The 14,162-nt window shown below is 52.2% G+C and carries 11 protein-coding genes; 10 read left to right on the top strand and 1 reads right to left on the bottom strand.

The features are described from left to right. The first annotated feature begins 100 nt into the window (after positions 1–100). Both QJ036_RS01980 and QJ036_RS01975 read left to right on the top strand, forming a co-directional pair. On the top strand, positions 101–2,287 hold the full coding sequence (locus QJ036_RS01980; protein WP_283229761.1) for an ABC transporter ATP-binding protein: 2,187 nt from the start codon (positions 101–103) through the stop codon (positions 2,285–2,287). 19 nt (positions 2,288–2,306) lie between these two features. After that, the gene (locus QJ036_RS01975; protein WP_416388536.1) at positions 2,307–4,124 is read left to right on the top strand and encodes an ABC transporter ATP-binding protein; all 1,818 of its coding nucleotides are present in this window, start codon (positions 2,307–2,309) and stop codon (positions 4,122–4,124) included. 43 nt (positions 4,125–4,167) lie between these two features. Here the strand turns inward: QJ036_RS01975 and QJ036_RS01970 are convergent, their stop codons facing one another. After that, complete coding sequence (locus QJ036_RS01970) at positions 4,168–4,788, bottom strand: DUF4397 domain-containing protein (protein ID WP_283229759.1); 621 nt, start codon at positions 4,786–4,788, stop codon at positions 4,168–4,170. Positions 4,789–5,007: 219 nt separating this feature from the next. Between QJ036_RS01970 and fba the strand changes: the two genes are divergently transcribed. The 8 genes from fba (at position 5,008) to QJ036_RS01930 (ending at position 14,141) form a co-directional block, all read left to right on the top strand. Then, positions 5,008–5,949 carry a class II fructose-1,6-bisphosphate aldolase gene (gene fba / locus QJ036_RS01965; RefSeq protein WP_283229758.1) on the top strand — a complete coding sequence of 314 codons (942 nt, stop codon included), beginning with the start codon at positions 5,008–5,010 and terminating at the stop codon, positions 5,947–5,949. Positions 5,950–6,187: 238 nt separating this feature from the next. Then, positions 6,188–7,318 carry a cobalt-precorrin-5B (C(1))-methyltransferase CbiD gene (gene cbiD / locus QJ036_RS01960; protein ID WP_283229757.1) on the top strand — a complete coding sequence of 377 codons (1,131 nt, stop codon included), beginning with the start codon at positions 6,188–6,190 and terminating at the stop codon, positions 7,316–7,318. A 59-nt stretch (positions 7,319–7,377) separates the two neighbouring features. After that, positions 7,378–8,073: a precorrin-2 C(20)-methyltransferase gene (gene cobI / locus QJ036_RS01955; RefSeq protein WP_283229756.1), complete on the top strand. Its 696-nt coding sequence runs from the start codon at positions 7,378–7,380 to the stop codon at positions 8,071–8,073. Continuing rightward, positions 8,066–8,821: a precorrin-4 C(11)-methyltransferase gene (cobM, locus tag QJ036_RS01950; protein ID WP_283229755.1), complete on the top strand. Its 756-nt coding sequence runs from the start codon at positions 8,066–8,068 to the stop codon at positions 8,819–8,821. The genes cobI and cobM overlap by 8 nt, the downstream gene beginning before the upstream one ends. Positions 8,822–8,834: 13 nt before the next feature. After that, entirely contained in the window at positions 8,835–9,959 is a 1,125-nt protein-coding gene (locus QJ036_RS01945) for a cobalt-precorrin 5A hydrolase (protein WP_283229754.1), read from the top strand. Beyond that, the gene (cobJ, locus tag QJ036_RS01940) at positions 9,956–10,699 is read left to right on the top strand and encodes a precorrin-3B C(17)-methyltransferase (protein ID WP_283229753.1); all 744 of its coding nucleotides are present in this window, start codon (positions 9,956–9,958) and stop codon (positions 10,697–10,699) included. Before QJ036_RS01945 ends, cobJ begins: the two co-directional genes overlap by 4 nt. 29 nt (positions 10,700–10,728) lie before the next feature. Then, positions 10,729–12,747, top strand: coding sequence for a precorrin-6A reductase (gene cobK, locus QJ036_RS01935; RefSeq protein ID WP_283229752.1), 2,019 nt, complete (start codon positions 10,729–10,731; stop codon positions 12,745–12,747). Beyond that, positions 12,744–14,141 (top strand): cobyrinate a,c-diamide synthase, encoded by a 1,398-nt coding sequence (locus QJ036_RS01930; protein WP_283229751.1) that lies wholly within the window; start codon positions 12,744–12,746, stop codon positions 14,139–14,141. Before cobK ends, QJ036_RS01930 begins: the two co-directional genes overlap by 4 nt. The last annotated feature ends 21 nt before the right edge of the window (positions 14,142–14,162 follow it).

Genomic DNA, 14,162 nt, shown 5'->3' with positions numbered 1-14,162 from the left:
CCATTGACTTTCATTGGAATCAGACTATAATGTTTTTTTAATTGTTGCATCGTCAGAAACTATCTGACAACAGGAGAGACATAAAAGGAGAACAGGAGCTATGACGAAGATTTTTAAGTACCTGAAACAGTCGGCAGGCTGGGTCATGGTTGTTCTGATGCTGCTGGGACTGCAGGCCTACTGTGATCTGTCTCTTCCCCAGTACACATCGGATATTGTCGATGTGGGGATTCAGCAGGGAGGAATCAGCCATGCGGCGCCGGAGGTCATCAGACAGACAGAGATGGAGAAGATCTGTCTGTTTTTGGAGGACAGGGATAAACAGACCGTGGAGGCCTCCTATGAAATGATATCAAAAGAGAACCTTTCGGAAGAAGAGTATGAACGCTATGTGAAACAATATCCGCAGCTTCGGACGGAGTCTCTTTTGGTCAGAAAGGATCTGGACAGGAAGGCGCTTGAGGAGCTGGATGAAGTGCTTGAAAAGCCGGAAGCACTGGTGATGATGACGGAGAAACAGGGAATCGATGTTTCTGCCCTTCCGCCGGAAGCGCTTCTGGCCATGGAGCAGGAGCTTTCCGTCCAGGAGGAACTTTCCGATTCCATTCTCAGTCAGATGGGAATCTCCTATGTCAGGACAGAATATGAGGCGGTGGGGCTGGATACCGGAAGCCTTCAGACGAAATATCTGGTTTCCTCCGGCCTCAAGATGCTGGGTGTTGCCCTTCTTGCCATGGCAGCCAGCATACTGGTATGCCTGATTGCCGCGCGGGTGGCAGCTTCCACGGGTATGAGGTTAAGAGGACAGGTCTTTGCGAAGGTGATGTCCTTTTCCGGAGGAGAAATGGACCGGTTTTCCACCTCCTCTTTGATCACCAGAAGCACCAATGATATCCAGCAGGTGCAGATGGTGATCGTGCTCCTTTTACGAATGGTGTTCTATGCGCCCATCATCGGGATCGGAGGTCTTGTGAGAGTCATCCGTTCCGGTGTTTCCATGGCCTGGATCATCGGAGTGGCTGTGGCGGCCGTCAGCTGTCTTGTGGCGATCCTGATGGTGGTTGCCATGCCGAAATTCAAGAAAATGCAGAAGCTGGTGGACCGGCTGAATCTGGTGGCCAGGGAGATCCTGACAGGTCTTCCGGTGATCCGGGCCTTCAGCCGGGAAAAATACGAGGAGAAACGGTTTGACGGGGCCAATCGGGATCTGACAAAAACCATGCTGTTTACCAACCGATGTATGGCACTCATGATGCCGGCTATGATGTTTATCATGAACGGGATCACCGTTCTCATCATATGGACGGGAGCCCATGGGATCGATAACGGAAACCTCCAGGTGGGCGATATGATGGCATTTATCACCTACACCATGCAGATCGTCATGGCATTCCTCATGATCACCATGGTTTCCATCATGCTGCCAAGGGCAGCTGTGGCGGCAAAACGGATCGACGAGGTTCTGACGACAGAGGTTTCCATCACGGAGAAAAAAACTCCTGTCCGTCTGCCGCAGGATGCCAAAGGGGTTGTGGCTTTCGAGCATGTTTCTTTCCGGTATCCGGGAGCGGAAAATGATGTGCTCCATGATCTGAGCTTTACTGCAAAACCGGGGGAGACTACCGCTTTCATCGGAAGTACAGGAAGCGGAAAGTCCACGCTGGTGAATCTGCTTCCCCGCCTTTACGATGTGACCGAAGGCTCCATCACGGTGGATGGGGTGGATATCCGGGATCTGTCTTTAAAAGAACTGCGGGAGCAGATCGGCTTTGTCCCCCAGAAGGGGATCCTGTTTTCCGGGACCATTGCTTCCAATCTGCGGTTCGGCAGACGAGATGCCACCGATGAGGAGATCAGGAAGGCGGCTTCTATCGCACAGGCAGCAGATTTTGTCGAGGAGAAGCCGGATAAATACGAAAGCCACATTGCACAGGGCGGCGCCAACGTATCCGGCGGACAGAAGCAGCGGCTCTCTATTGCCCGTGCCGTGGCGAAAAAGCCGAAGATCTATGTGTTTGACGACAGCTTTTCTGCCCTTGATTTCAAAACGGACTCTGCACTCCGCAGGGCGCTCAATGTACATGTGGCTGACAGCACCAGACTGATCGTAGCCCAACGGGTCAGCACCATTCTCCATGCAGAGCAGATCATTGTTCTGGATGAAGGGCGGATCGCAGGCATGGGAACCCATGAGGAGCTTTTAAGAACCTGTGAGGTTTACAGGCAGATTGCAGAATCGCAGCTCTCGGCGGAGGAGTTGTCCGGAGCGGGAAAGGAGGCCCTGTGATATGAGCGGCGGAAGAAATATGAGAAGACATGGAATGGGCGGACCTGCAGGAGGCTCCGGAGAAAAAGCCAAGGATTTCGGAAAGACCATGAAGAAGCTGATCTCCTATATGGGACGGTACAAATGGGGAATCCTGACGGTTCTTATTTTCGCGGTGGGAAGCACTGTGTTTCATGTGATCGGGCCGAAGGTTCTGGGAAAGGCCACTACAAAGATCTTCAACGGCCTGACCGGAAAGCTTTCCGGGGGCCCCGGCATTGATTTTGCGGGAATCGGAAAAATCCTGATCCTGCTTTTGACCCTTTACGGGGTCAGTGCCCTGTTCAGCTTCGTTCAGGGACTAGTGATGACCTCCATATCCCAGAAGGTCAGCTTCCGGATGCGAAAGGAAATGTCGGAAAAGATCAACCGGCTTCCCATGAATTATTATGACACAAAGACCCACGGCGAGGTACTTTCCAGAATCACCAACGATGTGGATACTTTGGGACAGAGTCTGAACCAGAGCATTACCCAGATGATCACTTCCGTCACAACGATCGTCGGCGTGTTTATCATGATGCTTTCCATCAGCCCGCTTATGACAGTTCTGGCGGTTCTGATCCTGCCGGTTTCCATGACCATGATCTCCTTTATTATAAAGAGGTCTCAGAAGTTTTTCCGTCAGCAGCAGGAATATCTGGGACACATCAACGGTCAGGTGGAGGAAAACTACAGCGGACATACGGTCATTAAGGTATTCAACAGGGAGGAAGAGGTCCTCAGGGAATTTAATGAAACAAACGGCATGCTCTATCAGTCAGCCTGGAAATCCCAGTTTTTCTCCGGAATGATGCAGCCGGTCATGCAGTTTGTGGGAAATCTGGGGTATGTGGCGGTGGCCATTGTGGGAGGCTTTCTGACGATTCGGGGAACCATTGAGGTGGGGGATATCCAGTCCTTTATCCAGTATGTGAAAAACTTTACCCAGCCTATCACCCAGATGGCTCAGGTCTCCAACATGCTTCAGTCCACAGCTGCTGCAGCGGAGCGGGTATTTGAGTTCCTGGAGGAGCCGGAGGAGGACCAGATGGTGGAGAATCCCTCTTCCATTGCGGATATCCAGGGCAATGTGACTTTTGATCACGTGAAATTCGGTTATCGTCCGGATAAGATCATCATCAATGATTTCAGCGCTGAGATATCAGCGGGCAAAAAGATCGCCATCGTCGGACCCACCGGTGCCGGAAAGACCACACTGGTGAAGCTTCTGATGCGGTTTTACGATGTGAACGGCGGTTCCATTAAGATTGACGGAAAGGACATCCGCTCCTTCAACAGAAGTGAGCTTCGGGAGCTATTCGGAATGGTACTTCAGGATACCTGGCTGTTCAAGGGATCCATTATGGAAAATATCCGTTACGGCAAGCTTGACGCCACCGATGAAGAGGTGATCGCAGCGGCAAAAGCGGCTCATGCTCATCATTTCATTTCCACCCTGCCCGACGGCTATGAAATGGAACTCAATGAGGAGGCGGGAAATGTTTCCCAGGGCCAGAAGCAGCTTCTGACCATCGCGAGGGCCATTCTGGCGGATAATAAGATCCTGATCCTGGATGAGGCAACCAGCTCGGTGGATACAAGAACCGAGGAACGGATCCAGAAGGCTATGGACAATCTGATGAAGGGCCGGACCAGCTTTATTATTGCTCACCGGTTATCAACCATCCGGGACGCAGATCTGATCCTTGTCATGAAGGATGGCGATATCATCGAGCAGGGAACCCATGAGGAGCTTCTGGAAAAGAAGGGCTTCTACGCGGAGCTTTACAACAGTCAGTTTGAGAAAACGGCCTGAGACCGGTAAAAGCCCTCTTCCAGGAACCTTTTGAACTTGTTTGTCAGCGTGGCTCCGGAACCGGTACGCCAGCATCATAATCCAGAATCACCACATCCAGAGCTTCCGGGCTCCAGGTACTGTTGATCACGCACATGGTGTACATGGTTCCTGCTTCCACGTCGGCCAGGACCGATAGAAGCGGATTATCCTCCTCCTGTCCCGGAGTCAGGTAAAAGCCGTATTCGCCGGGACTAAAGGGCTTGAAGGGGGTAACCTCCTTGAAGGTCACATCTGCAAAGACCAGCTTGCTTCCGTAGAGAAAGAAATCAATGGGGCCGGTCCCGTAAGCAAGATTTGCGGCGCGGACACAGCCGAAGGCGGCGGGAAACAGAGGACAGAGATAATCAAAGATCTGTTTTAAATCCAGTCCGTTATCTGTCTGAATGATGGCAACGGTGTATTTGATGGGCAGGAAGAACGGCAGGGTTTTCTGGAGATAGACTCGTCTGGTGCGTGTGCCGGACAGGGTAATGGTCACGAAACCTTCCTTTACGTGGCCGTAACCGGTGACTGTACGATAGGGGAGGTCAGGCACAAAGAGGGTGTCGTCTACAGAAACCTGAAGAGCTTCGGTCTCGGAGGCGGCATGGAAAAAGCGGACATAAAAAGAGTCGTTGTTCAAAATAGCACCCTTATAGAATAGGCTGTTGGTTTATGATATGACGATTCGTATTTGTTGGTGCTGAGGGAGCATTGACAGTTTTTTACAAAATAAATAGAAAAACAGTAAGAATTTTGCGCATTTTTTAGGCTAAAAAAGAACTGTTAAAAAATGGAGTTTATGATATAATAAGGACAAAGCGTGCAAACGCAAAGAACCTACAGAAAGGAAGAGAAAACAATGCCCTTAGTTACAACAACTGAAATGTTTAAGAAAGCATATGAAGGCGGCTATGCCATCGGTGCATTCAATGTAAACAACATGGAGATCGTACAGGCCATCACCGAGGCTGCTGCTGAGGAGAAGTCCCCTGTTATCCTCCAGGCTTCCGCCGGCGCAAGAAAGTATGCGAACGGTGCTTACCTGAAGCGTCTCGTTGAGGCTGCTCTGGATATCTATCCGGATCTTCCCGTTGCTCTGCATCTGGACCACGGCGCAGATTTTGAGATCTGCAAGTCCTGCATCGACGGCGGCTTCACTTCCGTTATGATCGACGGTTCCTCCAAGCCCTTCGAAGAGAACATTGCTCTGGCAAAGAAGGTTGCAGACTATGCTCATGAGAGAGGCGTAGTAGTTGAGGCAGAGCTTGGTACTCTGGCCGGCATCGAAGATGATGTTAAGGTTTCTGCAGAGAATTCCTCCTATACAAGACCTGAAGAGGTTGAGGAATTTGTAGACCGTACCGGCGTTGATTCCCTGGCTATCGCCATCGGTACAAGCCACGGCGCATACAAGTTCAAACCCGGCACCAAGCCTCAGCTGAGATTTGACATTCTGGAAGATGTGGCAAAGAGACTGCCCGGCTTCCCCATCGTTCTTCACGGTGCATCTTCTGTTCCTCAGGAATATGTTAAGATCATCAATGCAAACGGCGGTGCTCTGAAGGATGCTATCGGTGTTCCCGAGGATCAGCTTCGTCAGGCAGCAAGAATGGCTGTATGCAAGATCAACATTGACTCTGACCTTCGTCTGGCTCTTACTGCAGGCATCAGAGAGCATATGGTAGCAAATCCGGATCATTTCGATCCCAGACAGTACCTGTCTCCTGCAAGAGCTTATGTGAAGGAAGTTGTTAAGCATAAGATCACAGAGGTTCTTGGTTCTGCCGGAAAAGCTCTGTAAGAGTTTGTTTTAAGTACGCATCAAAGTGCTGTTGTACCGAAAGGTGCAGCAGCACTTTTTATGTTGTGCGCATGACGTAAAATGGCGCTTTCATTGACAAAGCCGGCTCATTTTGTTAAAATATCTACGGAAGAAAATTCAGTATGGGGGACCAGGGCTGCTGAGGATTCAGCGGTCTTTTCTTTCGTACAGGCAGGATTTTTGACACCGCCAAAAGGGAGGATTTCAGGAGACAGCTATGTTGGACGAGTACGTGATCAAACAGAATAAAAAACTGCGGTGCGGCTACACGACAGGCTCCTGTGCGGCAGCTGCGGCAAAAGCGGCAGCTTTGATGCTCCTGTGCGGAGAACAGGTGGAAAAGGTGGAGCTCATGACGCCGAAGGGGATCCTTTTAAAGCTTCCTGTCCGGGATGCTTCTTACGGAAAAGATTATGCCTGCTGTGCGGTGGAGAAGGATGGGGGAGACGATCCGGATGCGACCCACGGCCTTCTCATTTATGCCCGTGTGGAATATGGAGAGGCAGGCGAAGAACGAATCCTCATCGACGGCGGCGTCGGTATAGGGCGGGTGACTCTTCCCGGGCTGGAGCAGCCGGTGGGAGCAGCTGCCATCAACCAGGTGCCCAGGCGTATGATACGGGATGCAGTTTTGGAAATCTGCGAGGCCTTCGGGTATCAGGGCAATCTGAAAATCACCGTTTTTGTGCCGGGAGGCGAGGAAGTCGGAAAGAAAACCTTCAATCCTAGGCTGGGGATCACCGGAGGCATCTCGATTCTGGGGACAACGGGGATCGTGGAGCCTATGAGCGAGACTGCTCTGATAAATTCAATAAAAGTGGAAATGAAAGTTCAACTAAAACGGGGAAATGGGTATCTGGTGGTGATTCCCGGAAATTATGGAACGGTGTTTTCGAAAAATGAACTGGGGATCGATACAGAACGCACGTTAAAGTGCAGCAATTATATCGGAGAAACCATTGATTTTGCGGTGGAGCTGGGGGCAAAGGGGATTCTTTTTATCGGCCATATAGGCAAATTTATCAAGCTGGCCGGCGGTATTATGAATACCCACTCCCGCAATGCGGACAGCCGCATGGAGCTTCTGGCAGCAGCAGCCCTCAGGGCTGGAGCGCCCCTTTTGGTATTGCAGAAGCTTCTGGGGGCCACGGTCACCGATGAGGGGCTGAGGATCCTTAAAGAGGAGGGGTATCTGGAAAAGACTATGGATCAGGTGACAGAGCGGGCTGCTTTTTATCTTAACCATCGCTGTCAGGGAGCCATCGAGACGGAAATTATGATTTTTTCCAATGTTTACGGGCTATTGGGCCAGTCGAAGGGGGCCGCTGACATGCTGCTTCGGGCATGAGTCCCGAAAGACGGTGGGAAGCCGTCGGATACAAATATCAGGATGAAGAGGATAATGCAATGAAAAACGGAAAGCTGTATGGAATCGGTGTGGGACCCGGAGATCCGGAGCTTATGACCTTAAAGGCAGTGCGGATGATAAAAGAGGCGGATGTGGTGGCCCTTCCTGCAAAGACAAAAGAAGAGTGTGTGGCCTATCGGATCACAAAGGGGGCGGTGGAGGAACTCGATCAAAAAGAGTTTCTTTTTATCAGTATGCCCATGACGAAGGACAGAGCTGTCCTTGAAATAAGCCATGATGAGGGAGCTTTGCAGGTAATCAGTCTCCTGAAGGAAGGAAAGAATGTAGCTTTTCTGACCCTGGGGGATGTGGCTGTTTATTCCACATATCTATATATTCACAGAAGAGTGGAGGCTGCCGGCTATGAGACAGAGCTGGTAAGCGGGATTCCTTCCTTCTGCGCAGCAGCGGCAAGGCTGGGAATCGGACTCGTGGAGACGAAGGAAGCACTCCATGTGATCCCGGCCACCTACGGGGTGGAGGAGGCTCTTTCCCTATCCGGAACGAAAATACTTATGAAATCCGGAAAGAAAATGAGCCGGGTGAAAAAAGCGCTCCTGGAAAAAGGCTGTGAGGCTTATATGGTGGAAAACTGCGGAATGGAAAATGAGAAGGTTTACCGTTCTGCAGAGGAGATAGATGAAAATGCTGGGTATTATTCCCTGCTGATTGTAAAGGAGGCAAATCATGGTTGATTTTGTAGGTGCAGGCTCCGGTGCCGCAGATCTGATCACGCTGCGGGGAAAGAAGCTTCTTGAGGAAGCTGATGTGATTATTTACGCCGGTTCTCTGGTGAATCCGGCCCTTCTTGACTATAAAAAAGAGGGCTGTCAGGTATATAACAGTGCCTATATGACGCTGGAAGAGGTCATTGAGGTGATGAAGGAGGCGGAGGCGGCCGGCAAACGAACCGTACGTCTCCATACGGGCGATCCCTGCCTCTATGGAGCCATCCGGGAGCAGATGGATGAGCTTGACCGTCTGGGGATCTCCTATGCAGTATGTCCCGGTGTCAGCTCCTTCTGTGGTGCGGCGGCAGCTCTTCATGCAGAATACACGCTGCCCGATGTTTCCCAGTCGGTGATCATAACCAGGATGGCCGGGAGGACGCCGGTTCCGGAGAAGGAGGAGATCGCCGGTCTGGCAGCTCATCAGGCAACCATGGTGATCTTTCTGAGCACGGGAATGCTGGCGGCTCTTGAGGAACGGCTCATGGCCGGCGGCTATGCGCCCGACACTCCGGCGGCTATCGTTTATAAGGCGACCTGGCCTGACGAAAAGGTGTTCCGCTGTACGGTGTCGACCCTGGCAAAAACGGCGGAGGAAAATCAGGTGACGAAAACGGCTCTCATTGTGGTGGGACGTGTGCTGGACGGTGATTACAGCCGTTCTGAGCTCTATAATCCGTCCTTCACTACCGAGTTCAGACAGGCTACGAAATAAAACAGGAGGCATCATGAGGCTTGCGGTCATCAGCTTTACCGGGAGGGGCGGTCAGTTGAACCGGTTCCTCTGTGAAAAACTGAACATTCACGGCCACAGGACCGACGGCTTTGAAAAGCGGGCTGGAAAGGCGGAAGCACCTTTGCAGCCGGTGGAGGGGAGCCTTCGGGAATGGACCGGCAGGGCTTTTTCGGAATATGACGGACTGATCTTTGTGGGAGCCTGCGGGATTGCCGTTCGTTCCATTGCACCCTTCGTAAAGGATAAGTTTCAGGATCCGGCCGTGGTGGTCATTGATGAGGGAGCCAAGTTCTGCATTTCCCTGCTTTCCGGCCATGTGGGCTGCGCCAATGAGCTCTGCAGTCTGGTCGCTGGGCTTGCAGGGGCTGTGCCGGTCATCTCCACAGCCACCGACGTCAACGGATGCTTTGCCGTCGATGTCTTTGCACGGAAAAATGGACTGGAGATTTTGAGCCGGTGCCTCGCCAAGGAACTGTCAGCGGCAGTGCTGGAAGGAAAACAGATTCCGTTTTTCAGTACCCAGCCTGTGGAGGGAGAACTTCCGAAGGAACTGATTTTATGTGAAACAGAGGAGGAGCTTCGGAAGCATCCGGGACTTAAGCTGGCAGTGTCGGAGAGACGGATTTCCGTAAATTCCGGGGGACAGGAGGATATCCTGTATCTCATTCCCAGAACCGTGACGGCGGGGATGGGCTGTCGGCGGGGAACCGAAGAGGCGGTCCTTCTTAGAAAGCTGAAAAACGCGTTTTCTGATGCCGGGATTTTTTTACAGGCGTTGGAGCAGGTGACGACCATAGAGCTCAAACAGGATGAAAAAGGACTTCATGATCTGGCAGAGGGTCTTGGTGTTCCCTTTGTATGGTATACGAGGGAACAGCTTCTGGCACTTCCCGGAGAATTTTCCGGCTCTGCCTTTGTGAAGGAAACGGTTGGGATAGATTGTGTATGTGAGAGGGCGGCTCTCAAAGGAAGTATGGAACGGGCAGAAAAGGGAGAAGCGGACGCCCGGGAGGAAGGCCGCCTGATCTTAAATAAGCAGGCGGGGGACGGCGTTACCGTGGCAGCTGCCGTCCGAAAGACAAAACTGTATTTTAACAGGAAGGAGAACGAGCGTTGAATACTCTTTATGTAATCGGTATCGGTCCGGGAGCTTATGAAAAGATGACCATTGAAGCGGCGGAGGCTTTGAAGAGCAGCGATGTGATCGTGGGATATACCGTATATGTGGATCTTGTGAGGAAGCATTTCCCGGGAAAGGAATTTCTGACGACCCCCATGAAGCGGGAGGTGGAACGATGTGAGCTGGCCTTTGCCGAGGCGGCAAAGGGGAAGACCGTGGCCATGATATGCAGCGGAGATGCCGGCGTTTATGGTATGACCGGACTGATGTATGAGATCGGTGTCCGTTATCCCCAGGTGGAGCTTAAGCTAATAGGCGGTCTGACGGCGGCTACCAGCGGGGCGGCAGTTCTCGGCGCACCTTTGATCCATGATTTTGCGGTGGTCAGCTTAAGCGATCTTCTGACCCCCTGGGAGAAGATCGAAAAGCGGGTGGAGCTTGCGGCTGCAGCAGATTTTGTCATCTGCCTGTATAACCCTTCCAGCAAAAAGAGAAAGGATTATCTGCAGAGAGCCTGCGACCTGGTGTTAAAGCATCAGAGTCCGGAAACGGTCTGCGGCTATGTGAAGAATATCGGGCGCGAAGGGGAGGAGGGTCATGTACTGACCTTAAGAGAGCTTCGCGACACGCAGGTGGATATGTTTACCACCGTGTGGATCGGCAATTCCCAGACAAAGAACATTGGCGGAAAGATGGTGACGCCGAGAGGCTACCGGGTTCCGGAAACAGAGGAATAAGAGTAAAAACTTCTTGAGGAGGTTTTTTCATGAAACAGGTACTGATTTTTGCAGGAACCACAGAAGGACGCAGGCTGGCGGAGTGCCTGGCAGCGGCCCGGATCCCTGCATCGGTCTGTGTGGCAACAGAATACGGGGAGACGCTTTTGCCGAGAGCAGAGGGAATCACCCATCTGATGGGACGGCTTGACGAAGGGCAGATGGAGTCTCTGATGAAAAAGGAGGATTTCTCCTGTGTCGTGGATGCAACCCATCCCTATGCGGTCGCCGTCTCCGAAAATATCCGAAAGGCGGCCGAAAAAGCCGGCCTTGCTTATCTGCGCCTTCTCAGGGAAAATACAGGTTCGCAGCTCGAAGATGAGGTCGAGTTTGCAGAAAGCGTCAGGGATGCAGTTTCCATGCTGAAGAGGCGTACAGGGAATATTCTTGCTTCCACCGGAAGCAAGGAGCTTTCGGAATATACGGCCCTGGAGGATTACAAAACAAGAGTGTATGCCCGGGTGCTTTCCACGGAAGAATCGGTTTTGGCAGCCTCCCGTCTGGGATTTGCAGGCAGAAATCTCATCTGTATGCAGGGGCCGTTTTCTGAGGATATGAATTATGCCACCATGAAGCAGTACGGGATCTCCTGGCTGGTGACCAAGGCCTCTGGAAAGGCCGGAGGCTATGAGGAAAAACTGCGGGCGGCAAAAAGGGCCGGAGCTGGTGTCATTGTTGTGGGACGGCCCAGGGAAGAAGACGGCCTGACCTTTGAGGAGGTCAAGGGGCGAATCTTTGAAATGGCGGGAAAAATGCCTGCGCTGCATAGAAAGATCGCGCTTGTATCCATGGGAACCGGCGATTTGTCTCTTTTGACGAAGGAAGCATGGGATGTTTTGGCAGAATGCGATGTGATTTTGGGAGCAAAACGGATGGTGGAAGGGCTGTCCGCCTTTGGAAAGCCCTCGTTTATTTCCTATAAAAATGAGGAGCTGCTGGAATGGCTGGAGGTACATCCGGAGTATGTGAGGCCTGCGGTGGCCTTTTCCGGAGATATCGGCTTTTACAGCGGAGCCAAAAAGCTGCTTCCGCTTCTTTACGGGAGGGGCTATACGGTTCGGCTGATTCCCGGAGTCTCTTCTCTCGTTTATTTTGCGGACCGGCTGGGGGTTTCCTGGGATGACGGGATATTCATGAGTATTCACGGGCGAACGGAGAATCTTCTGCAGGCAGTGCGGACAAACAGAAAGGTGTTTACGCTGCTGGGAGGAAAAGACTGTGTGAGGGAGCTTTGCGATACCCTTCTGTTTTACGGTTTTTCCGGGGTGACGCTGACGGTCGGTGAGGAGCTTTCCTACGAGGGAGAGAAGATTCGTACCGGAAGTCCGGAAGAGCTCAGAGAAGAGGCCTTTGAGAGCCTTGCGGTGGCGCTCATTGAAAATCCGGAGGCGGGGGATCATGTTGTCACCCACGGGATCCCGGATGAGGAATTTCTCCGGGGAAAGGTACCCATGACGAAGCTGGAGGTCCGTGCGGTCTCTTTGTCCCGGATGAAGCTTAAAAGGGATTCGGTGATTTATGATATCGGTGCGGGGACCGGTTCCGTTTCTGTAGAGGCGGCCCTCCAGGCCTGTGACGGAACGGTTTATGCCATAGAAAAAAATGAGGAAGCAGTTTCTCTTCTTCGTGAGAATAAACAAAAATTTGCCGTGCCCAACATGGAGATTGTGGAAGGACTGGCGCCGGAGGCCATGGAAGAGCTTCCGGCTCCTACCCATGCGTTCATCGGCGGCTCCTCCGGGAATATGCGGGACATCGTCCGCTTGATTCTGAAGAAAAATGAGAAAGCCCGGATCGTGATCAACGCCATTGCGCTGGAGACTGTGGCGGAGGCCATGGAAGTTCTGAAGGAATTTCCGGTGGAGGATGTGGAGGTCTCCCAGGTCACTGCTTCCAGGGGAAAACGCCTCGGAAGATACGAGATGATGATGGGAATGAACCCGGTTTACATCATCAGCTTTTCCGGAAGCGGCGGAAAAACAGAATCAGAAAGGAAGGCGGAGCCATGAGCGGGAAGACACCGAGGCTGCTTTTGGCAGCACCGGGAAGTGGAAGCGGCAAGACTCTGATCACCTGCGGTCTTCTGGCGGCCTGGAAAAAGAAAGGGCTTAAGCTGGCTTCCTTCAAATGCGGTCCGGACTATATAGATACCATGTTTCACAGAAGCGTCCTTTCTCTGGAATCGAGGAATCTGGACAGCTTCTTTACAGACAGAGAGACCCTGAGATATCTTCTGGAACGGGGGGCAAAGGATGCAGAGCTTTCCGTGATCGAGGGTGTCATGGGGTATTTTGACGGGCTGGGAGGCATCACGGGAAAGGCCAGCACCAGCGAGGTGGCGGCTTTGACAGACACTCCTGCCGTTCTTATCGTCAACTGTAGGGGGGTTAGCCGTTCGGCAGTGCCTCTCATCAAGGGCTTTCTGGACTACGAGGAACAGAAGCAGCTTCGCGGAGTCATCTTGAATCAGGTTTCTCCCATGCTTTATCCCCGGATGAAGGAACTGATTGAATCGGAGCTTCCTATCAGGGTATACGGGTATGTGCCGAAGCTTACTGACTGCCTTCTGGAAAGCCGTCATCTGGGCCTGAAAAGGCCGGAAGAGATCGCGGATCTGAAGGAACGGCTGGAGAAGCTGGCCCAGGTCCTTTCGGAAACGGTGGATCTGGACGGACTGTTTGCCCTGGCAAAAACGGCGCCGGAGCTCAATGCGATCCCTTTGAAAGCCGGTTCCGGAAATCCTTCCAAAGAGTATCCGGTGAAGGTGGCTGTGGCCAGGGATGAGGCCTTTGATTTTTACTATGCGGACAATCTCTGTCTCCTTGAGGAAATAGGGGCGGAGCTTTTGTATTTCAGTCCTCTGAGGGAGGAGCGGATCCCGGAGGCGGCTGACGGCCTGCTTCTCGGAGGAGGGTATCCGGAGCTTTACGCAAAGGAGCTGTCGGAGAATCAGAATATGAAAAAATCGGTGAAGGAGGCCATAGCAGGAGGAATGCCCTGTCTGGCGGAATGCGGCGGTTTTTTATATCTTCACAAAACTCTCGAGGATGAGGACGGTATCGCATGGCCCATGGTTGGGATGATCGAAGGCGATGCTTTCCGGACACCGAAGCTGAACCGGTTCGGCTATGTGACTCTGACGGCCGGTGAGGATACCATGATCGGAAGGAAGGGAGAACAGTTTCCGGCCCACGAATTCCATTACTGGGACAGCACGGAAAACGGGGATGCCTTTCTGGCCCAAAAGCCGTCAGGAAGCAGAAGCTGGCGGTGCATTGTGAATAAGGGAAATCTTTTGGCAGGCTTTCCGCACTTTTATTACTACGGAAATAAAAAAGCGGCGGAGGGTTTTCTCAGAGCCTGCCTTGCCTATAAAATGTTAAGAGATAACGAACAAAAGTAATTTCAGTGAGAAGAGGAAGAA

The organism is Fusibacillus kribbianus, assembly GCF_030053595.1.
GTDB lineage: Bacteria > Bacillota > Clostridia > Lachnospirales > Lachnospiraceae > Lientehia > Lientehia kribbiana.
Note: the sequence above shows the minus strand (reverse complement) of the source record. Positions and strands in the feature narration are given on the sequence as shown.